This is a genomic window from Bacillus halotolerans, from assembly GCF_001517105.1.
GTDB classification, from domain to species: Bacteria; Bacillota; Bacilli; order Bacillales; family Bacillaceae; genus Bacillus; species Bacillus halotolerans.
In genome coordinates, this window is the sequence record NZ_LPVF01000009.1 from 133,555 (window position 1) to 156,787 (window position 23,233).

Sequence of the window (23,233 nt, forward strand, 5' to 3'; positions counted from 1 at the left end):
TTCCCCCTCGGCTTTATGACTCAACATATCGAACGACATCAATCGTACCCTCCAAAAGTATTTCTTCCGGAAGAATCGCTTTGATCACAAAGTTTTTTCCTGATATGATGCACTGGCCCTGCTTCAGCATCAGCCTCACTTCATTCTCACTGAACAGCAGAAGACCTCTGTGGTTTTCTATGTAGATATGAAGTCTGCCGACCATTGTGATCCGCGGCAGATCCATCATAACGTCCGGGGGAATTTCCAATGCTCTTGTCAGCCAAGCTTTTAAACGATTCTTTCTTTGCCCCATACAAAAAGAACCCCCTTTCATCTCATATGTATGATTTGAAAGAGGGTTCTAACACTTAATTTTTGCGGGCTGCACGCATTGTGTGATGAGGTTTTTTTGCCCTTGGCGGACCGAATACCTCGCCTAAGACAATGCCTTGCACAACAGTGTCTTTATTGACCTGAAGCAGTTTTTGCTTGGTATACACAGCTTTATGTTTGGCGGCAGTAAGATCACGCTCAAGCCCTTTCAGGTTTCTTTCCGTTTCCTTCCGTCTGTCTTCAGCTTCTTGTCTCATCTGTTCCAAGCGGTTTGGAATAGGAGCTGGCGTTTCTTCAGCTGATTGTTTATTTTGAACAGAAGCAGGTTTCATTGTCTGCGGCTTTTTTCTTTTTTGATTTTGATTGTTTTTTTCTTCTTCTTTTTTCACTTTGCCGAAAATCGTGGAAATAATTCCGATAATCGCTGCAATAACAAGCGGATTCGTCAGTATATCTTCCATCACTATTCTCCCTTCTGCATAGAGAGATTATGATTTGCGGTCTTCATCCGATTGGTCTTTCGTTAATTTACCGAATGAATCACGCATATCTGTGTCTGCATCAATGTTTTTAATATTCATGTAGTCCATGACGCCGATATTTCCTTCGCGCAGGGCTTCGGCCATCGCAAGCGGCACTTCCGCTTCAGCTTCAACCACTTTAGCTCGCATTTCTTCTACACGTGCGCGCATTTCCTGTTCTTGAGCAACAGCCATTGCACGGCGTTCTTCGGCTTTGGCCTGCGCAATATTTTTGTCGGCCTCTGCCTGATCCGTCTGCAAGATCGCCCCGATGTTTTTACCAATGTCAACATCAGCAATATCAATCGAAAGAATTTCAAAGGCGGTTCCTGAATCCAGGCCTTTACCGAGAACCGTTTGAGAAATCATATCAGGGTTCTCCAGCACTTTTTTGTGATTTTCGGATGAACCTATTGTAGAGACGATCCCTTCGCCTACACGGGCTACAATCGTTTCCTCACCCGCACCCCCGACGAGGCGGTCGATATTGGCTCTTACTGTAATTCTCGCTTTCGCCTTCACTTCAATACCGTCCATGGCAACACCTGCAATAAACGGTGTTTCAATGACCTTCGGATTAACGCTCATTTGCACGGCTTCCAATACATCACGGCCGGCAAGGTCGATGGCTGCACAGCGTTCAAATGTAAGCTCAATATTAGCACGCTGAGCTGCGATAAGTGCGTTAACGACTCTATCTACATTCCCTCCGGCAAGATAGTGGCTTTCAAGCTGGTTTGTTCCAACGTCGAGTCCCGCTTTATGCGCTTTAATCAGCGGATTAACCACCCGGCTCGGTATGACGCGGCGTAGCCTCATCCCTATTAGAGTGAAAATGCTGATTTTAACTCCGGCTGCTAAAGCTGAAATCCAGAGCATAACAGGTACAAATGTAAAAAATACAGCTAAGACAATGATCCCTACTACGACAATAGCCAGTATCATTAATGTTGATGGGTCCATGCTACTTCTCCTCGTTTCTGTTTAGATTTCTCTCACGACAATGCGCGAGCCTTCCACTTTGATTACTTTTACTTTTTTATCTTTCTCTGTAAATAATCCTTCAGATACCACATCAAGACGTTCGTCATCGATAATGACGGTTCCCGCGGGACGCAGCGGCGTAAAGGTCACGCCCTCCTTGCCGATTAAGTCCGTTCGCGTTTGGTTTGATACATAACCGCTCTCTGTATTTGTCGAATCATTTAATATAAATTTCTTAAAGAATTTCATACGCTTTCCCAACACCCTTGTCAGTAAAATGAAAGCTGTAATGGAAACAGCTGAGGCGATCAAGAGAGAAACCGCCATGACTGTGAAGCTTCCCGCGGCCAAAAATAAGCTCGCAACAATTGCTCCCAAGCCAAGTAAACCAATGATTCCTCCGGGGAGGAATATCTCCATCAGGATCAGAATCACCCCTGCTATAAAGAGGAGAACCGTTTCATATCCGGCAAGACCCGTTGCAAGATGTCCGTAAAAAAACAGGATCAATGCGATAAATCCTGCTGTTCCAGGCAGACCGACACCAGGAGAAAAAAGCTCAACAGTAAGACCTAAAAAGGCAATTGTCAATAAAATAGGAACAACAATCGGACTGGTCAGCCACCTTGCTGCCTTTTCTGCAAAGCTTTCCTCAGCATAGCTGATATGTGCATCTTCGTATCCAAGCTTCTTCACAAGCGCGGAAAGATTGTTAACAGTTCCTTCTGAATAGCCTACGTCAACAGCTTTTTCCGCATTCAGCGTAAGCAGATCTCCCTTCGGCGCGCCCGCTTCTCTTGCATCTACATCAGGGTCTGCCATGGCACGCGCATATTTTGGATCACGGTTGTTTTTTGCTGCAGCATCTTCCAGCTCCGCAAGCCAGAATGATTCAGCTTTTTTGTCAGCAGCATTGCCTTTACCGTCTATGATCGCCGCGGCTCCCATCTTTCCTCCGGACGCCATATAAATGGCGTCAGCCTGTAACGCGATATATGCACCAGCAGACAATGCCCGTTTGTTTACATAAGCAGTTATCGGGATATCCGTTTCGTTGATCGTGTCCGCTATATCAATAGCTGATTTTACCAGTCCTCCCGGTGTGTTAATATCAAGAATAATATGGTTTGCATGCTGAGCCTCTGCATCTTGTAGCGAACGCGACAAAAACGAGGCGAGACCCTGTTCGACATTTTTTTCAACGGGAATGACGTAGACGGTTTGTTTTTCTGCTTTTGTGTGCAGCTGAACTCCTAATAATGATAGTAGAAATATGCTCAAAAGAGCCGCTCGGAATCCTTTTGTTTGAAGCAAGGGCGATGTATCCCTCCTTCCTCGTATATTAAGTGCCTTCTCTTCATACGTAACAAATGTATCAAAGGTTTCATTTTTTTATGTATAAAAAAAAGACATCTCTCTTAGAAAGATGTCCTTTTCTTTGCCATTTAAGACAGTCGACTGCTCACAAGCTTATTAATTAAACTTCCGTCAGCTTTACCTTTTACTTTAGGCATAATTGCCCCCATCACTTTGCCCATGTCCGCTTTTGAGCTCGCACCGACCTCCGCAATGGTTTCATTTACGATTGTACGCAGCTCTTCTTCTGATAGCTGCTGTGGTAAATAAACTTCTAAAATGTCCAGCTCTTTTTGAACTTTATCTACTAAATCTAAACGATTAGCGTTTGAAAATTCCTGGAGGGAGTCTTTACGTTGCTTAAGTTCACGAGAAAGGACAGTGAGTTCCTCATCCTCGGTCAAACTGTCTTTCTTAAGCTTAATTGCTTCGTTTTGAAGTGAAGCCTTAACCATTCGAACGACAGTCAGTTTGTCTTTCTCACGGCTTTTCATATATAGCTTCATATCTTGGTTAAGTCGCTCAAGAAGACTCATAAATCCACCCTCTTTTAGAATTTGCGTTTTCTAGCAGCTTCAGACTTTTTCTTGCGCTTTACGCTAGGTTTTTCATAAAATTCGCGCTTTCTTGCTTCTTGCAAAGTACCTGTCTTTGATACACTGCGTTTGAAGCGACGAAGAGCATCTTCAAGCGATTCGTTTTTTCTAACGACCGTTTTTGACATTCTCTTTCCCTCCCTCCGAATACACCAATCGACTACCTTTAAGTTACACATATAAACATGTACTTTGACATTATAATATAAGCCTTCAGTCAGGTCAACTAAGTGAGTTCACTTTTCCGTCATGAGCGGGACTGCCTGTCTATATAATGATAGAAAGGGGTTGGTGAATAAAATGTTGCTTCTGATTAGTTTTACTGCTCTTATATTATTCTTTCTCGCAGGAATGAACATGCTTCGGAAAGGTTTAATTTCGCTGACGTATTCAAAAATTGAAGAGCAGCTGCTGATTTTTACGGATCATCCATTAAAAGCATTCCTCATCAGTATTGTTTTTACAGGATTTCTCCAAAGCAGCTCCGCCTTTATGGTAATTGTCATCGGATTTGTAAGTGCGGGGGCCCTTTCTTTCAAACGGACAATACCGATGATCCTTGGAACAAATGTCGGATCGACCTTTACAACCGAATTTCTTGCAATCAAAATGGATGTGTTGATTTGGATTCTATTGATTGGCGGTTTGCTGTTTTTTCTGACGGGCAGGTATCCGTTCAAACAGCTGGGAACAAGCTTCCTCGGACTCGGAACTATCTTTTTTTGCATCAGCGGCTTCAGCCGTCTTGCAGAACCGCTTACTCAGCTGAAAACAGGTGCAGGTATTCTTCATCATGTAAACGACTCAAACTGGTCTGCTTTGCTTATCGGCATGGTGTTAACTGCAATCATTCACTCAAGTTCTGTCTGCATCGGCATTTTAATGAGCTTTATGAATGAAGGCGTTATTGGACTGACACAGGCAATGAGCGTTGTGCTTGGGTCAAACATCGGGACATGCATTACAGCTGTCATGGCTGCTGTATCCGGCGGATATGCGGCAAAACAGACAGCGTGCGCCCATGTCTTGTTTAACATAATCGGCGTAGCAATTGTATTCCCGTTTTTGGCGGCAGCGACCGGCTTTGTTGAACAGCTCTCGGCAGACCCTGCCCAAAGAATCGCCCATTTCAGTCTGCTATTTAATGTCGTATTAGCTCTTTTGTTTTTACCGCTTACCAACTTGTTCTACAGCTTTATTAACCTGCTTATCCCAGCTAAAAACTGAACATAAAAACCGGCACATTCAGATGCACCGGTTTTTTAGATTAAGAAGACATACGCATTTGTTCTGTTATGTCATCCTCAACAATACGGACAAACTGTCCTTCATTGTATGGATAGCCTGCTTTTAGTATTTTTACTTTCACGATTTTGCCGATCATGTCTTCCGTACCTTTGAAAACAACTTTCATATAGTTGTCTGTGTAACCGACATACATGTTTTCTTCATCTGATTCTTTAAATGTTTCCTCAGGGATAATTTCAAGGACTTCATTTTCATAATCAGAGGCATATTCCTTCGCAAGCTGGTCAGAAAGTGCAATCAGGCGGTGTACACGTTCGTTTTTGACGTTTTCATCCACTTGGTCTTCCATCCGCGCAGCTGGCGTTCCCGTACGTTTGCTGTAAGGGAAAACATGCAGTTCAGAGAATCTGTTTTCTTTAATAAAGTTATAGGTTTCCATAAATTCTTCTTCTGTTTCACCAGGGAAGCCTACAATGACATCGGAGGTTACGGCTAAGCCCGGAAGTGCTTTTTTCAGCTTATTTAAACGGTCAGCGAAAAATTCCATAGTGTATTTGCGTCTCATCCGTTTAAGCACTGTGTTTGATCCGGATTGAATCGGAATGTGCAAATGGCGCACAATCTTATCTGAACGGTCTAAAACTTCAATCACTTCGTCTGTGATCTGGCTTGCCTCGATGGACGAAATTCTGATCCGTTTCACGCCTTGAACACGGGCGTCAAGTTCTCTCAAAAGCTTGGCAAAGTTGTAATCTTTCATATCTTCACCGTAGCCGCCTGTATGGATACCAGTAAGTACGATTTCTTTATAACCCGCATCAACAAGCTGCTGTGCTTGTTTAATAACTTCCTCCGGGTCACGTGAACGGAGAAGTCCGCGCGCCCACGGAATGATACAGAACGTGCAGAAGTTATTGCAGCCTTCCTGTATTTTTAATGACGCTCTTGTCCGGTCTGTAAAAGCCGGTACATCAAGCTCTTCATATACTCTAGCTTTCATAATGTTGCTGACGCCATTGATCGGCTGACGCTCTTCACGATATTGATCGATGTAGCCGAGCATTTTTTCTCGATCCTGAGTTCCGACTACAATGTCAACACCCGGGATTGCCATAATCTCAGCTGGCGAGGTTTGCGCATAACAGCCTGTGACGCAGATGACGCCGTCAGGATTTTGACGAATGGCGCGTCTGATCACTTGGCGGCTTTTTTTATCTCCCGTATTTGTTACCGTACATGTATTAATGACATATACGTCAGCTGTTTGTTCAAAGTCTCTTCTTTCATAGCCCGCATCTTTGAAAAGCTGCCAGATTGCTTCTGTTTCATAATGATTGACTTTGCAGCCAAGCGTATGGAACGCAACAGTTGCCATTATTGATCACCTCTTAATAACTCTGTATGATAAGAAATTGCGCTCAGCGCGTATAGCGGAGCGGTTTCTGTCCTTAAAATTCTCGGTCCGAGGCCGCACGGAACAGCGTTTTTCGCCGTGAGCCGCTCAACCTCCGCTTCTGTTAAACCGCCTTCGGGACCGAATACGATCAAAAGGGATGATCCTTTCGGAAGGCTGCTTACAACTGCGCTGAACGAGCTTGTTTCTCCTTGCTTCGATGACTCTTCGTATGCAACGACACATTTATCGACATTCTGCACCTTTTCAAGAAGCTACTGAAAGGAATGGATATACAGCACTTGCGGCACTTCGTTTCGGTACGATTGCTCCGCCGCTTCCTTCGCAATTTTCGTCCATCTTTCCCGCTTCTTCTTAGCTTTCTTGTCATCCAGCTTGACAACAGAGCGTGCGGCTTGCAGAGGAATAAAAGCATGAGCTCCCAGCTCAGTCCCCTTTTGGATAATCCATTCAAGTTTATCCCCTTTCGGGAGGCCGCTTGCAATATAAACCTTTATCGGAAGCTCTCTGTTTTCATTCGTCCATTCTATCATAAGACAGGACACTTTTTCTTTGGAAACAGATTGAAGTTCACATTTTGCTTCGAAGCCGTCCTGAGAGCAGCAGATAATCTCGTCTCCCTCGTTCATTCTCATGACATTTACAATATGATGAACATCTTCTCCGGTAATTGAAATAGCCGGCGCTTCCTCCATTTGCTGTTTCGTGAGCTCGATAAAATATCGTTGCATACGCTGTGACACCTACTAACTGTTATTTTTTCGCAATAATACTGACCCAATCTTCCATTGAGAGAATTTCCACAATGGTAAAACCAGCCTGTTCCAATGCTTCTTTTACCTCTTGCTTTTTATGGCTGATAATTCCTGAAGTAATAAAATGCCCGCCGTCTTTCAGCAGATGGTATGCCTGTGAAGTAAAACGAAGGATGACTTCAGCCAAAATGTTGGCAACGATCACATCATGTTCTCCTGAAATCCCGTCTAACAAATTATTTTGTTTGACTTGAGCTATATCGCTAACCTTGTTTAACTTCAAATTGAGACGTGCGCTTTCTACAGCAACGGGATCAAGATCATAGGCATGAACCGATTCAGCCTCAAGCATTGCAGCCGCAATACTTAAAATTCCGGAACCTGTACCTACATCAATCACCTTATCACCCTTTCGCACAAAGCGTTCAAGCGCCTGAATACAAAGTACGGTTGTCGGGTGTGTGCCTGTTCCGAATGCCATTCCCGGGTCCATTTCAATAATCAGCTCATCCGTATGTACCGGCGTATATTCCTCCCACGTTGGTACAATCGTAAACTTTTCAGAAATTTTCACAGGATGGTAATACTTTTTCCAAGCAGTCGCCCATTCCTCTTCGTTCACTTCGGAAATGGTGATATGGTTCCTGCCCAAATCAATATCATAAAGAAGCAGATTATTAATTGTTTCTTTAACGCCCTCTACCGTTTCTCCAAGAAAGCTGTTGACCGGCAGATACGCTTTAACAATGACACCCTCGTTCGGATAATCATTGGGGTCGAGCTGGTAGATTTCCCCGTACACATTCTCACGTTCTTTAATTAAATCCAGCGGGTCCTCTATCACAACCCCACTCGCACCAGCTTCATGCAAAATATTTGAGATAGGTTCGACCGCTTCATGTGTTGTGTGAATGCTTAATTCGGACCATTTCAAAACTACCAACTCCTCATCCAATAATTAATCGCCTTTAAACGCGCGTTTTACCTTATCAAAGAAACTCATTTCCTGTTCATCAGGCAGGTTTCCGCTGACTTCGGCAAATTCGCGGATAATATCTTTTTGTTTATCTGTCAAGTTTGTCGGAGTGACAACGCGGACGACGATATGCTGGTCACCCTGTCCATAGCCCCTGACATTTTGAACGCCTTTGCCTCTTAATCTGAATTTTGTTCCTGTTTGTGTACCGGCAGGGATTTTCAATTTCACTTTCCCGTGAAGCGTCGGAACTTCCACTTCATCTCCAAGCGCGGCTTGAGCAAACGTTAACGGCATTTCACAGTAAATATCATCTCCGTCGCGCTCAAAGAATTCGTGGGCGCGCACGTGGAATACGACAAATAAATCCCCGGCTGGGCCGCCATTTACGCCTGGTTCACCCTGTCCTGAGAGTCGCAGCTGCTGCCCGTCATCTACACCGGCAGGAATTGTGACGTTGATTTTTTTGCGTTTTTTGATTTTTCCTTTGCCGCCGCAATCCGCACATTTGTTTTTAATGATTTTACCTGTACCTTCGCAGTGGTGGCAGACTCGTCTGTTGACAACTTTACCAAACGGCGTGTTTTGCTCCACATTTAGCTGACCGGAGCCTCCGCAGTGTGAGCACGTTTCCGGATTTGTACCAGGTTTCGCCCCTGAGCCTTTACATGTATCGCATGTTTCCTCACGCGGAATCTCGATGGTCGTTTCTTTTCCGAAAACGGCATCCTCAAATGACAAAGTCATCGTATATTGCAGATCCGCCCCTTGACGCGGTGCATTCGGATCTCTTCGTCTAGTGCCGCCGCCGAAAATACTTGAGAAAATATCATCGAAACCAAAACCGCCGAAGTCACCGCCGCCAAAACCGCCGCCGAAGCCTTGGTTAGGATCAGTATGGCCAAATTGGTCGTAATGAGACCGTTTTTGGTCATCAGACAGCGTTTCATATGCTTCTTTGACTTCTTTAAACTTTTCATCTGATCCGGCTTCTTTGTTAATGTCAGGATGATATTTTTTTGACAGCTTTCGATAAGCCTTTTTTATTTCATCCTTTGAAGCGCTCTTACTTACACCCAGCACTTCATAGTAATCACGCTTACTCATCTACTTCACTCTCCCGAATTTCTCACATAAATTAGATTGTATCATTTTGAATTATGATTTTTCAATTCCTTTTATCCCGGGCAAGAAAAAAAGTCAAAGCCAAGAGATGCCTGACTTTGACTTTCTAACCATTGAATCAGATTATGAAATATGTTCTTTTCGGCCAGCCCAAAAGCGGGCTGACTCAGAAAGAAACTTATTTTTTGTTTTGGTCGTCGTTTACTTCTTCGTATTCAGCGTCAACAACGTTGTCATCAGCTTTGCCTTCAGCGTTTGCTCCGTCTTGAGCTTGCTGTGCTTTAGCAGCTTCTTCGTAAAGCTTCATAGAAAGCTCTTGAACGATTGCTTGAAGCTCATCTTTTTTCGCTTTGATCTCTTCAAATTCGTTTTTCTCAATCGCTGCTTTTAAAGCGTCTTTGGCATCGTTGGCTTTTTTCACTTGTTCTTCGTCCACTTTGCCTTCAAGATCTTTTAATGTTTTCTCAGTTTGGAAAACAAGCTGATCTGCTTCGTTGCGGACTTCGATTTCTTCTTTTTTCTTCGCATCAGCGTCAGCATTTTCTTCCGCTTCTTTTACCATGCGTTCGATCTCATCATCAGAAAGACCTGAAGAAGATTTGATTGTGATGTTTTGTTCTTTTCCTGTGCCTAAGTCTTTTGCTCTTACGTTTACGATACCGTTTTTGTCAATATCGAAAGAAACTTCGATTTGAGGCACGCCGCGCGGTGCTGGCGGGATATCAGTAAGCTGGAAGCGGCCGAGTGTTTTGTTGTCGGCAGACATTGGGCGCTCACCTTGAAGAACATGGATATCAACAGCTGTTTGGTTATCAGCAGCAGTTGAGAACACTTGTGATTTGCTTGTCGGAATTGTTGTGTTGCGGTCGATCAGTTTTGTGAACACGCCGCCCATTGTTTCAATACCGAGAGAAAGCGGTGTAACGTCAAGAAGAACAACGTCTTTTACGTCACCAGTGATAACGCCGCCCTGAATCGCTGCACCAAGCGCTACAACTTCATCCGGGTTTACGCCTTTATGCGCTTCTTTTCCAGTTTCTTTTTTGATTGCTTCTTGTACGGCAGGAATACGAGTTGATCCGCCGACAAGGATGACTTTGTCGATTTCGCTTGCAGAAAGTCCTGCATCTTGAAGCGCTTGACGGACAGGGCCCATTGTGCGCTCTACTAAATGAGAAGAAAGCTCTTCGAATTTAGCGCGAGTTAATGTAAGTTCAAGGTGAAGCGGTCCTGCTTCTCCAGCTGTGATAAACGGTAAAGAAATTTGCGTAGAAGATACGCCGGAAAGATCTTTTTTCGCTTTCTCAGCTGCGTCTTTCAAACGCTGAAGCGCCATTTTGTCTTTTGACAGATCAATGCCGTTTTCTTTTTTGAATTCAGACACAAGATGGTCGATGATGACTTGGTCAAAATCGTCTCCGCCCAGACGGTTGTCACCGGCAGTTGAACGAACTTCGAATACACCGTCGCCAAGTTCAAGGATGGAAACGTCGAATGTACCGCCGCCAAGGTCGTATACCAGGATCGTTTGATCTTCATCTGTTTTATCAAGTCCGTATGCAAGCGCTGCTGCAGTCGGCTCGTTGATGATACGTTCTACTTCAAGACCTGCGATTTTACCAGCGTCTTTTGTCGCTTGACGCTCAGCATCGTTAAAGTATGCAGGAACTGTGATAACTGCTTTTGATACTGTTTCGCCAAGATAGCTTTCAGCGTATGATTTAAGGTGTTGAAGGATGATAGCAGACACTTCTTGAGGAGTGTAATCTTTTCCTTCAATTTCAACTTTGTAATCTGTACCCATATGGCGTTTGACAGACATAATTGTGTTAGGGTTTGTGATAGATTGGCGTTTAGCCACTTCCCCTACTTGGCGTTCGCCGTTTTTGAATGCGACAACTGATGGAGTTGTGCGGTTTCCTTCAGCGTTAGCAATAACTTTAGGCTCGCCGCCTTCAAGCACTGCCACACATGAGTTTGTTGTACCTAAGTCGATTCCGATAACTTTACTCACTTGAATAACCTCCTGCTATGTAATTATTGATTCACTTTTACCATGGAAGGGCGAATGACGCGATCCTTCAGCTTGTAGCCTTTTTGCATTTCCTCAACGACAATGTTGGAGCCGTAGTTTTCATCTTCAGCCTGCATAACGGCTTGGTGAAGGTTCGGATCAAATTCCTGTCCTACAGCTTCGATTGCTTCTACGCCTTCTTTATTCAAGGCTTCTACGAGCTGGCGGTGGACCATTTCCATTCCTTGGAGCAAACTTTTCGTCTGTTCATTGTCGGCTTCAACCTGAAGCGCTCTTTCAAAGCTGTCAAGAGCCGGCAGCAATTCAGTAACGATGTTTTGAGAACGGTATTTCTGGGACGCTTCCATTTCTAAGCGGCTGCGTCGTTTATAGTTTTCAAAGTCTGCTTGAACACGCAAAAGTTTGTTTTCCTTTTCCTCAAGCAAACCTTGCAATTCGTTAATTTGATTTTGAAGAAGTTCGCTTTCGTTTGTTTCTTCCTGCTGTTCTTCAGCGGCAGCTTGTTCTTCGATTACTTCTTGCTCTTCTGTTTCGTTTTGTTCCGCGGTTTGTTTTTCTTCTGACATTGTGTTCACCTCCCTCAAAAGTGTAAGGAGAAGGGCGGGTGATGCCCTTCGATAAAATTTGCCAAATTTCCCTTACTCATCATACAAACTTGTTAATGCTTTTGACAAGTCTGAAGTCACATGCTGAAGCAGACTGACGACCCGTGAATAATTCATGCGGGTTGGTCCGATGATCGCAATTGAGCCTATTTGCTTCTTATCTACTGAATAAGAGGCTGTAATCAGGCTGCAGTTTTCCATCTCTTCATAGTCGTTTTCTTTTCCGATTTTAATCGAAATGCCTGTATCTGAAGATTGGACGAGCTTCAAGACGTCCTGCTCCTTTTCGATTAGAGAAAGCAGCGACCGCACTCTGCCGATATCATGGAACTCGGGCTGGTTCAGCATATTGATTTTCCCGCCGAAAAACAATTTTTCAACGTGACTTGTCGAATGAAATGTTGACCGCAGCGCTTCAAGTATGTTGTCGTAGTTCTTAATGTGCTGCCTTAAGTACATGACAACTTCTTTAAAAATGCGTTCATTCAATTCATCCATCGGAACACCGGTTAAACGGTCGTTCAGTATATTTACCAGCTTTTCAATATCAGACAGATCCATTTTGGTTGGAAAATTAATCGTTTTGTTTTCCACATGCCCCGTATTGGTAACGAGAATGGCTACCGCTTTATCGGGCTGAATCGGTATGATTTGAATCTGTTTAAGATAATTCTCGCTCAACTTCGGCCCGAGTACGATAGACGTATAATTCGTAAGATCGGACAAAATTTTTGCTGATTTTTGAACTGTCTTTTCCAGCTCGAATATTTTTTCTTTGAAGATCGAGTGGATTTGGTCTAGGTCGGTTTTTGTCAGTTTGACGGGCGACAGCAAATGATCAACATAATACCGGTACCCTTTTTCCGACGGAACACGTCCTGAGGAAGAGTGGGTTTTCTCAATAAAGCCCAGTTCCTCCAAGTCAGCCATCTCGTTTCTTATTGTTGCAGAGCTAAATGTGATTTCATCTTTTTTCGAAAGAGTTCTAGATCCGACCGGCTGCGCCGATTTAATAAAATCGTTGATTATGACCTGAAGGATCAGCAGCTGACGATTTGTTAACATCATCATCACCTCTGTTAGCACTCTCAACAAGCGAGTGCTAAATCTATAACAAAAGTATCAAACCACAAGAAAAATGTCAATTATAACTCACCCAAAAAAGCGCCGAAAACTTCATTACCCAATAATTTTCCCTGATGAGTCAAACAAACGTCAGATTCTGTGTTAAGAATCAGTCCCTTTTCAGAAAGCTCTTTTAAAACGCCGGGAAAAAGTTTATCAAGAGAACGACCGTATTTCTCTTCAAACCGTTTTTTGCTGACGCCGGATGTTTTTCTTAATCCTAAAAACATCTCTTCTTCAATTTGTTCTTCCATCGTCACTTCATGTGTATCCCGGTAAGGAAAACCTTTTTCAGCTATCAGGTCAATGTAATGTTTAACAGGTCCGACGTTTACCGTTCGAATTCCGCCGATATACCCGTGGGCTCCTGCTCCGAAACCGAAATATTCCTCGTTGCTCCAGTACGTCAGATTGTGCTTAGATTCCATGCCTTGCTTTGCAAAATTGCTGATTTCATATTGATGAATACCGGCAGCTTCCATCCGGCTCATCACCGTTTCGTACATTTCGGCTTCCTGTTCCTGCGCCGGCAAATGAAGCCGCCCTTTTTGCATCAAATTATAAAATACCGTTTTCGGTTCTACAATGAGAGAGTAAACGGAATAATGCTCTGCGTTCAGGGATAAAGCAGTTTTTAAAGAATGATCCAGATGCTTAAGCGTTTGTCCGGGAAGACCGAACATCAAATCGAGACTGATATTTTCAAAACCAATTTCCCTTGCACGTTCAAAAGAGGCAAATACGTCTTTTTGTTTATGCACCCGTCCGATTTTTTCTAGAAGGTCGTCTTCGAATGTTTGCACACCGAAGCTTAAACGATTAACGCCCGCTTCCTTGAGTATTTTCAGTTTTTCTGCCGATAGGTCGTCCGGGTTCGCCTCAACAGCGAATTCCTTTAAAGTGTCTGAAGGCTTCAGCACACGGCTGACCATGTCCATTAATTTTTTGAGCTGGTCCTCTGAGAGGGATGTCGGCGTGCCTCCTCCGATAAAAATCGTATCCAAATCAGGCTGCCCCGTTTTTTCTATCGTATTTATCATTTCCTTCTCGAGTGCGTTTAAATACTCGCCGACGGGCTGGCTTTGAATAAAATATTTATTGAAATCGCAGTAGTGGCAAATATGCTCACAAAATGGAATATGGATATAAGCTGATTTCAATGTATTCACCTTCTTTAAAGAAAGAAGCCGCAGTACAGGACTGCGGCAGCTTCTATTATTTTTTCGGATTGTCGTCCATTTTCAGGACCGCCATAAATGCTTCTTGCGGCACTTCAACTGAGCCGACCTGCTTCATTCGGCGTTTTCCTTCTTTTTGTTTTTCAAGAAGCTTCCGTTTCCGCGAGATGTCTCCGCCGTAACATTTAGCCAATACGTTTTTACGCATCGCTTTAATGGTAGAGCGGGCCACGATTTTCTGGCCGATCGCCGCTTGAATCGGTACTTCAAAGTGCTGGCGCGGAATAAGCTCTTTCAGTTTTTCCACAATTACTTTTCCGCGTTCGTACGCGTAATCGCGATGCACGATAAATGAAAGGGCGTCGATTTTTTCTCCGTTCAGCATAATGTCCATCTTGACAAGTTTAGACGGTTTGTAGCCGATCAGTTCGTAATCAAAGGACGCGTAGCCTTTTGTGCTTGATTTCAGCTGATCAAAAAACTCATAGACGATTTCCGCTAATGGCATGTCATAGACAATGCTGACACGATTTGCGTCTAAATATTGCATGTCGATAAAATTGCCGCGTTTTCCTTGGCAAAGCTCCATCACCGCACCGACATAATCGTTCGGCACCATCATTGTCGCTTTAACATAAGGCTCCTCGATTCTTTCGATCTTTTGTGGGTCAGGCATGTTGGACGGGTTGTCGACAACAACCTTTTCGCCGTCTGTCATATACACATCGTAGATAACACTCGGTGCTGTTGTGATCAGGTCGATTTTAAACTCACGCTCAATCCGCTCCTGGATGATTTCCATGTGAAGCATACCTAAAAATCCGCAGCGGAAACCGAATCCGAGCGCTTGGGATGTCTCTGCTTCATATTGAAGCGATGAGTCATTCAGCTCAAGCTTTTCAAGAGCTTCCCTTAAATCATTGTATTTGGCCGTATCGATCGGATACAAACCGCAATACACCATCGGGTTCAGCTTGCGATACCCAGGCAATGCTTCGGCAGCCTGATTGGCCGCGCTTGTTATCGTGTCACCGACGCGTGTGTCACCGACATTTTTGATCGCAGCAGTTAAAAAGCCTACATCACCGACGGTCAGTTCATCTGTCGGAGTTGCTTTCGGCGTGAACACACCGACTTCTGTCACTTCAAACTCTTTGCCGGTTGCCATCATTTTGATTTTTTGCCCCGGCTTTACCGTTCCTTCAACAACTCTTATATAAGCCACGACACCGCGGTAAGCGTCATAAAGCGAGTCGAAGATCAGCGCTTTAAGCGGCGCTTCTGGATCTCCGGTCGGAGCAGGCACCTTTTCCACGATCTGCTCTAATATCTCTTCAATCCCGATCCCGGCTTTTGCTGAAGCGAGCACGGCTTCCGATGCGTCAAGGCCGATGACGTCCTCCACCTCTTGGCGAACACGTTCCGGCTCTGCGCTTGGCAGATCGATTTTATTAATAACTGGAAGAATTTCAAGGTCATTATCAAGCGCCAAGTAAACGTTCGCAAGCGTCTGCGCTTCAATTCCTTGCGCCGCATCCACGACAAGTATCGCTCCTTCGCAGGCAGCAAGGCTTCGGGATACTTCATATGTGAAATCGACGTGTCCCGGTGTGTCAATCAGGTGGAAAATATATTCCTCTCCGTCTTTCGCTTTGTATTTAAGCTGAACAGAGTTTAATTTAATGGTGATGCCCCGTTCGCGTTCAAGATCCATAGAATCAAGCAATTGTTCTTTCATTTCTCGTTGAGTGATTGCCGACGTTTTTTCTAAAATACGATCCGCTAAGGTCGATTTTCCGTGGTCAATATGGGCGATGATGGAGAAATTCCGAATTCTCGACTGCCTCTCTAAACGCTTTTCTTTATCTGTCACAATCTATCACTCCTACTATTAAACGCAAAATACACTAGCTTAGATTATATCAATAGGATTGTAAAGATTCAATGTAAAACAAGAAAGAGAAAAGTTCCCTCTCATACTGGGGCTGCTTTTCTCTTTCAAGCACTTATTTTCTCATATCCCGTACCCATTCATACATCGATTGGGCTGTGTTGGTCACTGTGTCAGAAAGCGTTTTTCCGGCTTTAGAGAAAACGTTAAAGGTTTCCACCTGTTCCAGCTCTTTTTGTTTCTCTTCTAAATCTTTCGAGGTTACTGTTTCCCCTAAAACGGTCGCTTCTTTTTCATTATTTTCTCCGTCTGTGAGCGTAAACGCGCCTTTCAGTGAAGGATCATGATAGCCTTTCATGCTCAGCATGCCGTTATTCGCCTGCTGCATGCCGAACAGGACGCCTATAAACATCATCGTCACAAGAAGCAAGCATTTGCCAAGATATGCAATCAACTCGACCACCTATTTCTTATTGTTTTTTCGTCTCGCCGCTTTCAGCATTAACCTTTTCAGCATCCCAGTACATTTCGCTGAATACGTCAGCAGTTGCGTCAGCCGCCCGCTGCAGCTCTTCGAGATTGTTATCCACTCCGCCGAATTCAAGCAAAAGCGCTCTGTCGTTTAAGTCTTGGTTGTAAACTCCGTTATCGCCTGGTGAGCCTTTAGAAAAGACCCCTGTGCTGAGTCCCGGGTATTTTTTCTCCATCAGCTTGTGAAGTTCACTTGCAATTTTGTAGTTTTCTTCGAAATTCTTGCTTTTTTTGCCGACCACAAACGCCACCCGGGCATAGCTTTTCCCTTTAATGGTTGCCGTCGTATTTTTCTTGCGCCTGGAGTCTCTATGGATGTCAATGATATATTGCAGATTTTTGTTTGACGCAAGGGCTTCCTGTACGACCGGCCTTGATTCATCGTAGGATCTAACATAATTCAAACCTTTTTTGCTCAGTTTTGCCTGTATATCCGTTTTGTTAACTGTGGCTCCGATACCTTGAGATTGCAGCGCTTTTCCGAACATGTCCCCCACGAGGGTGACGTTAGCTTTAGAATGACGCGCCATATCGGGGTCGGTTTCACCTTTTAATAGCGGGAGATAAGATTCCGTATTATGCGTGTGATAGATAAAGACAACCTTCTTATCGCCGGTTGTTTGTTTTGGCGGGTCTTTTTGCGTATTGTCTGTTTGCGTCTGCTGTTTTTCAATCTCCGCCAAATTCGCTTCTCTTTCTTCCTGCATCACCTTTGAAGGCGGCGGGGATTCCGACGGCATGTTTGTATAATCGGTGCCTTGTCCCGCTAAAAGAATTTCTGTGTCAAATTGCGCAAACCCAGGCAGCTCGCGTCCAAGAAAACTTCGCGGATCTTCGAGATTAATACTTGTCGCCAGCTTTAAAGAAAGACGTGATAGATGAAATGAGCTGTCGGTTTGAGAAAGGTCAGAAGCGAAATAATGGTTTTCCATCCGCAGCAAGTGTGCAAATACGTTACCCGGCAGTTCGTCGGCAATCCCGTAAAAAGAGTCAGACGAAGGCCTGAGTTCCGGCCGGAGAGACGTCAGCACACCAGATAAAACAAAAATCACTACTAGGCTTGCGATAAATAGAAAGATCGCCTTTATCGCTTTCCCGCCATTCACCGCAACAACAATTTGTCTGTTTCTGCGTTTATTTCTCATTGAATCCCTCCAGCGCTTGTCTAGTAATTACTCTATGAACAAGCTAGAGGAAGTAGAACCGTTTAGTGATTATAGGAGCCTTTGTTTTCTTGAGACACCTTTTCATGAAGCGCTGTATTTAATCCGTTTGCCAGCACATTTGCCATATCGTCAATAAATGAATCGACTTCCTTCGGCGTGACCATCAAATTATGGCCCAGAGGCGCCAGCACCTCATGAATGAGCTGCCGCTTTTCGTTTTCTTCAAGAGTCCCGACAATGCCGAGAAACGATTGACGCTGTTTTGGGTCGGGAAGATCCTCTTCAGTAAGCACTTTCTTTTTCCCAAACGTCATCCCCGCCGGAACAAGCGATCTCGACGGACTGTCATCTCTCATTTCTCTGCCAAAATGCTTTAATATGTAGTCAACCGTATCGCTGGCAATTGTTACCGCGTCAACGACCGTCGGTACACCGATTGCAATGACAGGTACGCCTAGGGTGTCCTTGCTCAAGTCTTTACGTTTATTTCCGACGCCTGACCCCGGGTGAATTCCTGTATCTGATATTTGAATGGTTGTGTTGACCCTTTCTACCGCACGTGCCGCAAGTGCATCAATGGCAATCACAAAATCAGGTTTTGACTGTTCGATTACCCCTTTAATAATGTCGCTTGTTTCGATGCCTGTAATTCCCATGACACCAGGAGCAAATGCGCTGACAGGCCTGTAGCCCTCCTGCACATTTTCAGGCTGGAGTTTAAATAAATGTCTTGTCACCAATAGATTTTCTACAGCCATCGGACCGAGCGCATCAGGTGTCACATTCCAGTTGCCGAGGCCGACAATTAAACAGCTTGCATCCTTTGAGATCTTAAGGCTTTCCAGAAAGGCTGAAAATTCTTCCGCAAATACAGCAGAGACTTTCTCTTGCATTTCCGAGTCATTTTCTCTGATCCCTTGGGCCTCAATCGTTAAATAACGTCCTTCTTTTTTTCCTGAAAGCTCAGCGCCTTCCTTCGTGATGTCAACAGTGCGGATTTTTATTCCGCCGTGATCGCGTTCTTTTTCGATAAAACCTTTTATCTCTTTTGCAGGCACAGCCTGCTGATTAGCCATGGCTTCCTTCGTTTCAACCGCTAAATCCGTACGTACCAAATACTGATTTACATCCAGCTCACTCTTTTTCATACAGGGCCTCCTTCGATATTCAGTATCCATATTGTTTCCATTTATAAAATGAATCATGCTTAAAAGCATTCCTTCAATGAAAAATACTTTACATTTATATTGCAATCTAAAGGTGTGTTTGATAGAATACAATTTGTTCTATTGTGAAGAAGATTTAACCTTAAGACACTGTGCTACAGGTTGTATCTTAGGAGGTGAAACACATGCCAAACATTAAATCAGCGATTAAACGTACAAAAACTAATAACGAACGCCGCGCTCATAACGCGACAATCAAATCTGCTATGCGTACTGCAATCAAACAAGTTGAAGCTTCTGTTGCAAACAACGAAGCTGACAAAGCGAAAACTGCTCTTACTGAAGCAGCTAAACGTATTGATAAAGCAGTGAAAACAGGTCTTGTACACAAAAATGCCGCAGCTCGATACAAATCAAGACTAGCGAAAAAAGTGAACGGACTTTCTGCATAAAACAAAAACGATCCTCATAATTGAGGATCGTTTTTTTCATTTCTTTTTAACAGCTGCAAGAGAAAAAGCTCTAGTAAAAGCTGCTTGTCCTTTTTCCCGGTTTTCATCTCATAGCCCATAACGGCAAGCTGTTCAATAATAGACCGGAGCTCGGCTTCTGAAAAAAGTCTCGCTTGATCCATCGCCAGCTTTACCCGGAATGGATGCACCTTTAAATTAGAAGCAATCTGTTTTTGGCCGTACCCTTGTTCCGCGAAATATTTCGTCTGCAGAATCAGCCGGAACTGGTTCGATATAAGAGCCATAATTTTGATCGGTTCTTCATTTTGTTTGAGCAGATCATAAAAAATTTGCAGACTCTCAGTTCGTTTCCGATTGACGATTTTATTAATCAGTTCAAAGATATTTTGTTCCAGGCTTCTCGCCACAAGCATTTTCACATCATCCAGCATAATTTCTTCACGGTCTCCAATAAACGTGCAGAGTTTCTGAATCTCCTGAAAAAGAGATGACAGATGCCCGTTTACAAGCAAAACCAAATGCTCTGCCGCCTCGGTGCCGATCGTTTTCTGCTCGGTTCTCGCCAGATTGATCGTAAAGTCTGTCGTTTCCTTCGCGTTTAATTCCTTTGCCTCCATCATGAACGCCTGTTTTTTTAGCGCTTTGGTCAGTTTTTTCCGCTCATCCAGTTTTTCATAAGGCGCAAGCAGAACAAAGACCGTATATGGTGCCGGTGATTGTATATACGATTCAAGCGCGGTGACGTTGTGCTCAACTTTTTCTTTCTTTTTCTCACCCGTTAAAAAATATGGATTTTTCACAATGACAAGGCGCCGCTCCCCCATAAACGGGAACGTTTCAGCGTCGGCAATCGCCTGATCCAGCGGGTCTTCTTCCAAATCAAAAACAGACAGGTTGAAATCTTTTGCCTCTTGATCAATCACAGTCTGTCTGATCCTGCTGACGGTTTCTTGGAGCAGATACGTCTCTTTTCCGTATAAACAATAAACCGGATGGACTTCTCCTTTTTTCAGGCTTTTCCACACATCAAATACCATTGTTGTACGACTTCCTCTCTTTCATCATCCCCTTCTATCCTAAATTGTGTTTGCAAAATAGTAAAGAGGAAGCCTGACAGCTGCTTCCCCATTTATATTAAACGCCTGTTCGCAAGCCCCCAGGACAGCTTGTAAAAAGGCGATAATCACCAGAACAGAAAACGTTACCTTAGCTTCTAGATTTTTCAAAACGATTCCATTATACTTAAGTCAGTCAGGGGGGATGAAATTGAATGATTTTGAAAAAAACGTTCAAAGCAAACGAAATGATGCTGTAGATTCAGCGGTTGGTTTTGTTGTGTCCTTCGGATTTTTCGCCTTATTGTTTGTCATGGCAACGGTTATTCACCTGGTTGGTTCATAACACGACTGCCCGGGCTGCTGATTTCTCGGCAGTCTTTTTTAATTCGTCTCTGTCATATCTGATGTATCATATGGAGGATAAACAGAAAAGGTTCCAGATCCGCTTTTGTACGTGTATTGGATCGTGCCGCTTTGATCCGTGCGCAGCACACGGATGGATCGGCTCTCTAACAATTGAAGAACTTCTTGATGCGGATGATGGTACCTATTGTTTTCACCCGCTGAGATGACCGCCGTTTTGGGCTGAAGCTGTTTGATGAATTCTTCACCGGTCGAGCCCTTGCTTCCATGATGCCCTACCTTTAACACATCCGCTTTTATATTCGGGAACACATTGATAACCTCCTGTTCCCCCTCTTTTTCCAGATCACCCGTCAGGAGCCAGCTGAGCCTGCCTGTTTTCATCCATAGAACGAGAGAAGAATTATTTTTACTTGCCGGATCAGGCGTTTCCGGTGACAGCACATGAAACTGTAAGTCCTTTATCTGCAATACATCACCCCGCTTCACCTCTTCAATAGCCACCCCCTCCTGTCTGGCAGTCCGCAGCACCTTCTCATCATGCGATTCAGAAACAAATCCTTTTGGAATGATGAGACGCTTCACTTTATGATGCTTCAGCAAAACCTCTGCCTCTCCGATATGATCTTGATCTGCGTGCGTCAGTATCAGCGCATCAAGCTGCTTGATGCCCTTTGCCGTTAAAAAAGGGATCAGCACCTTTTCCCCCAGTGAAAAAGGATGCTGTTTTTCGCGCCAAGGCTCTGACGAATAAGACAAAGTGCCTCCCGTATCAATTAAAACGCGGCCTTTCTGATACGGTGCACTGACAAACATACTGTCACCTTGACCGATATCAATCATATCTACTTCTCCGTCGGAACTAACATAAGGGAAAACAAAGAGCAGGATAAGTGTTGCACAAAAAAGGCTTGTGGACACTGTCAGCCGGAGAAATGAGGGTTTCTCAATACTCATAAGCAATATGATGACAGTGAGCGTGAATAAGAGAAGAAGAGCAGGTGCAGGACGTGAGATGATGATTGTGAATATATCTATATCAGCGATTTTAGTGATCAGTCTGTTGGTCCAGGTCATCATTACATCAAACCAATAGAACAGAAATTGACCGACGGATGCTGAAAAAAATAATAGAATAACTCCTATAATAGCAGCCGGTAAAATACAGAATGTATAAAAAGGCACCAACACCATATTCATTGGAATGCTAATGATAGAAAACTGCTGAAAATGATACAGAAGAATGGGCAGTGAGCCTATCTGGGCGATAACAGATACAATCGTCAGCTGTCCCAGACCCGTTTTGATATGCTGAAAAATAGATGATGAGAGAATTAAAGAAAAACTGACCGCAAATGAAAGCTGAAATCCAGCTTCAAAAAGGTAGTAGGGATTAAAAAGCAAGAGGACAATATACGAAAGACAGATTACCCCGGCAGAATTCACCCGCTGCTGAAAAAGGCTTCCCGCTAAGTATATGCCCGACATCAGAGCGGCTCGGAGAACAGAGGGCGCTGCACCTGTCAAAATAACATAGATCGGCAGAAACAAAAGCAATAGGATTGACGCATTTTCTCTTGTTATGCCCAGACGGATCATTGCGTAAAATAGGCCTGCTGTCAAAATCCCGATATGGAGTCCTGAGATGGCTAACAGATGGACAACACCTAGACTTTGGTAAGCATTAAGCACATCGTCATCCAAATAAGATCTTTCACCTACTGTAAGCGCCTGTACGATTCCTGCTGAATCTGGCGGAAGCTGTGTGTTCGTGAATGATACGATGTATTTTCTCAAACTGAGAAGCTTATACCGGACATCTGAAGGCTCGCTGCAATTTCCAATAGATGTGACAGAATAGCTCCAATGAATATGCTGCCGGTAAAGATACTGTTGATAATCAAATGTTCCCGGCACTGTTGCTTGTTTTGGCTTCTCCAAAGCACCAGTCAATTCGCATGCCATACCCGGCTCTAGATGTGACAGTTTGTCTTTTTCAGCTAAAGACTGAATCCGATAAGAGGCAGCCCATTTTTCGCCATCGGGCGTCTTGATCAGCATAGACATCCGATCCCCGTCAATTTTAGGAATACTATGAATGACCGCCTTGAAGTCATAGCTTCCCTGCTGATACGAAGAAGTATTTTGAGAATCTGTGATCTTAAACAGGGCAAAATTGAGTACAAAAGAGAATAAACAAACAAAAATGAGTGGAGCGTGCCTTGTTTTGATTGTCACAATAAGAAGAAAGAGGAAGAAGAGAAAGACAGCGGAGAAATAAGAGGCGGCAGCAATTCCAGCCGTTGCTGAAGCTGCCGCCAAAGGCAATAATAGACGCGAATTCCGCATCAA

Annotated in this window: 23 protein-coding genes and 1 pseudogene; 3 read left to right on the top strand and 21 right to left on the bottom strand. The window is 44.0% G+C overall.

Annotation, left to right across the window (positions count from 1 at the left end; genetic code table 11):
- Positions 1–13: 13 nt before the first annotated feature.
- From yqfC to rpsU, 6 genes are all read right to left on the bottom strand, one after another.
- Positions 14–295 (bottom strand): sporulation protein YqfC, encoded by a 282-nt coding sequence (gene yqfC / locus AU387_RS08350; RefSeq protein WP_024122093.1) that lies wholly within the window; start codon positions 293–295, stop codon positions 14–16.
- 55 nt (positions 296–350) lie between these two features.
- Positions 351–776 (bottom strand): hypothetical protein, encoded by a 426-nt coding sequence (locus AU387_RS08355; RefSeq protein ID WP_044154508.1) that lies wholly within the window; start codon positions 774–776, stop codon positions 351–353.
- A gap of 27 nt (positions 777–803) precedes the next feature.
- The gene (floA, locus tag AU387_RS08360) at positions 804–1,799 is read right to left on the bottom strand and encodes a flotillin-like protein FloA (RefSeq protein ID WP_044154507.1); all 996 of its coding nucleotides are present in this window, start codon (positions 1,797–1,799) and stop codon (positions 804–806) included.
- Between the two features lie 21 nt (positions 1,800–1,820).
- The gene (locus AU387_RS08365) at positions 1,821–3,134 is read right to left on the bottom strand and encodes an NfeD family protein (protein WP_059335438.1); all 1,314 of its coding nucleotides are present in this window, start codon (positions 3,132–3,134) and stop codon (positions 1,821–1,823) included.
- Positions 3,135–3,265: 131 nt separating this feature from the next.
- On the bottom strand, positions 3,266–3,712 hold the full coding sequence (locus AU387_RS08370; protein ID WP_059335439.1) for a GatB/YqeY domain-containing protein: 447 nt from the start codon (positions 3,710–3,712) through the stop codon (positions 3,266–3,268).
- A gap of 14 nt (positions 3,713–3,726) precedes the next feature.
- Positions 3,727–3,900, bottom strand: a complete 174-nt coding sequence (rpsU, locus tag AU387_RS08375) for a 30S ribosomal protein S21 (RefSeq protein ID WP_003152957.1) — start codon at positions 3,898–3,900, stop codon at positions 3,727–3,729.
- A 172-nt stretch (positions 3,901–4,072) separates the two neighbouring features.
- Between rpsU and AU387_RS08380 the strand changes: the two genes are divergently transcribed.
- The gene (locus AU387_RS08380; RefSeq protein WP_059335440.1) at positions 4,073–4,999 is read left to right on the top strand and encodes a Na/Pi symporter; all 927 of its coding nucleotides are present in this window, start codon (positions 4,073–4,075) and stop codon (positions 4,997–4,999) included.
- Positions 5,000–5,039: 40 nt separating this feature from the next.
- On the opposite strand, the gene mtaB is transcribed toward AU387_RS08380, so the two are convergent.
- The 12 genes and pseudogenes from mtaB to gpr form a co-directional block, all read right to left on the bottom strand.
- A complete protein-coding gene (gene mtaB / locus AU387_RS08385) occupies positions 5,040–6,395 on the bottom strand; it encodes a tRNA (N(6)-L-threonylcarbamoyladenosine(37)-C(2))-methylthiotransferase MtaB (RefSeq protein WP_044154501.1) in 1,356 nt (451 codons plus the stop codon).
- Positions 6,395–7,165, bottom strand: a pseudogene (locus tag AU387_RS08390) (16S rRNA (uracil(1498)-N(3))-methyltransferase). Before AU387_RS08390 ends, mtaB begins: the two are co-directional and overlap by 1 nt.
- A gap of 22 nt (positions 7,166–7,187) precedes the next feature.
- Positions 7,188–8,123 (bottom strand): 50S ribosomal protein L11 methyltransferase, encoded by a 936-nt coding sequence (gene prmA, locus AU387_RS08395; RefSeq protein ID WP_059335441.1) that lies wholly within the window; start codon positions 8,121–8,123, stop codon positions 7,188–7,190.
- 24 nt (positions 8,124–8,147) lie between these two features.
- Positions 8,148–9,272, bottom strand: coding sequence for a molecular chaperone DnaJ (gene dnaJ, locus AU387_RS08400; RefSeq protein WP_059335442.1), 1,125 nt, complete (start codon positions 9,270–9,272; stop codon positions 8,148–8,150).
- 196 nt (positions 9,273–9,468) lie between these two features.
- Positions 9,469–11,304 carry a molecular chaperone DnaK gene (gene dnaK / locus AU387_RS08405; RefSeq protein WP_024122102.1) on the bottom strand — a complete coding sequence of 612 codons (1,836 nt, stop codon included), beginning with the start codon at positions 11,302–11,304 and terminating at the stop codon, positions 9,469–9,471.
- 23 nt (positions 11,305–11,327) lie between these two features.
- On the bottom strand, positions 11,328–11,891 hold the full coding sequence (gene grpE, locus AU387_RS08410; RefSeq protein ID WP_024122103.1) for a nucleotide exchange factor GrpE: 564 nt from the start codon (positions 11,889–11,891) through the stop codon (positions 11,328–11,330).
- Positions 11,892–11,963: 72 nt separating this feature from the next.
- Positions 11,964–12,995 (bottom strand): heat-inducible transcriptional repressor HrcA, encoded by a 1,032-nt coding sequence (gene hrcA / locus AU387_RS08415; protein ID WP_024122104.1) that lies wholly within the window; start codon positions 12,993–12,995, stop codon positions 11,964–11,966.
- Positions 12,996–13,075: 80 nt separating this feature from the next.
- Positions 13,076–14,215, bottom strand: coding sequence for a radical SAM family heme chaperone HemW (gene hemW / locus AU387_RS08420; RefSeq protein ID WP_044154494.1), 1,140 nt, complete (start codon positions 14,213–14,215; stop codon positions 13,076–13,078).
- Positions 14,216–14,270: 55 nt separating this feature from the next.
- Positions 14,271–16,106, bottom strand: a complete 1,836-nt coding sequence (lepA, locus tag AU387_RS08425) for a translation elongation factor 4 (RefSeq protein WP_010334999.1) — start codon at positions 16,104–16,106, stop codon at positions 14,271–14,273.
- A gap of 133 nt (positions 16,107–16,239) precedes the next feature.
- The gene (locus AU387_RS08430; protein ID WP_044154492.1) at positions 16,240–16,578 is read right to left on the bottom strand and encodes a YqxA family protein; all 339 of its coding nucleotides are present in this window, start codon (positions 16,576–16,578) and stop codon (positions 16,240–16,242) included.
- A gap of 16 nt (positions 16,579–16,594) precedes the next feature.
- Positions 16,595–17,800, bottom strand: a complete 1,206-nt coding sequence (spoIIP, locus tag AU387_RS08435; RefSeq protein ID WP_059335443.1) for a spore autolysin SpoIIP — start codon at positions 17,798–17,800, stop codon at positions 16,595–16,597.
- Between the two features lie 62 nt (positions 17,801–17,862).
- Positions 17,863–18,969 carry a GPR endopeptidase gene (gene gpr / locus AU387_RS08440; RefSeq protein WP_044154490.1) on the bottom strand — a complete coding sequence of 369 codons (1,107 nt, stop codon included), beginning with the start codon at positions 18,967–18,969 and terminating at the stop codon, positions 17,863–17,865.
- A gap of 203 nt (positions 18,970–19,172) precedes the next feature.
- On the opposite strand from gpr, the gene rpsT reads away from it, so the two are divergent.
- Positions 19,173–19,439: a 30S ribosomal protein S20 gene (gene rpsT / locus AU387_RS08445; RefSeq protein WP_010335003.1), complete on the top strand. Its 267-nt coding sequence runs from the start codon at positions 19,173–19,175 to the stop codon at positions 19,437–19,439.
- A gap of 14 nt (positions 19,440–19,453) precedes the next feature.
- Here the strand turns inward: rpsT and holA are convergent, their stop codons facing one another.
- A complete protein-coding gene (gene holA / locus AU387_RS08450; RefSeq protein WP_059335444.1) occupies positions 19,454–20,497 on the bottom strand; it encodes a DNA polymerase III subunit delta in 1,044 nt (347 codons plus the stop codon).
- Positions 20,498–20,536: 39 nt separating this feature from the next.
- A complete protein-coding gene (locus AU387_RS21575; protein ID WP_157722685.1) occupies positions 20,537–20,686 on the bottom strand; it encodes a hypothetical protein in 150 nt (49 codons plus the stop codon).
- A gap of 40 nt (positions 20,687–20,726) precedes the next feature.
- On the opposite strand from AU387_RS21575, the gene AU387_RS20485 reads away from it, so the two are divergent.
- On the top strand, positions 20,727–20,861 hold the full coding sequence (locus tag AU387_RS20485; RefSeq protein ID WP_010335005.1) for a YqzM family protein: 135 nt from the start codon (positions 20,727–20,729) through the stop codon (positions 20,859–20,861).
- Between the two features lie 38 nt (positions 20,862–20,899).
- Here the strand turns inward: AU387_RS20485 and AU387_RS08455 are convergent, their stop codons facing one another.
- On the bottom strand, positions 20,900–23,230 hold the full coding sequence (locus tag AU387_RS08455; RefSeq protein WP_059335658.1) for a DNA internalization-related competence protein ComEC/Rec2: 2,331 nt from the start codon (positions 23,228–23,230) through the stop codon (positions 20,900–20,902).
- Between the last annotated feature and the right edge of the window lie 3 nt (positions 23,231–23,233).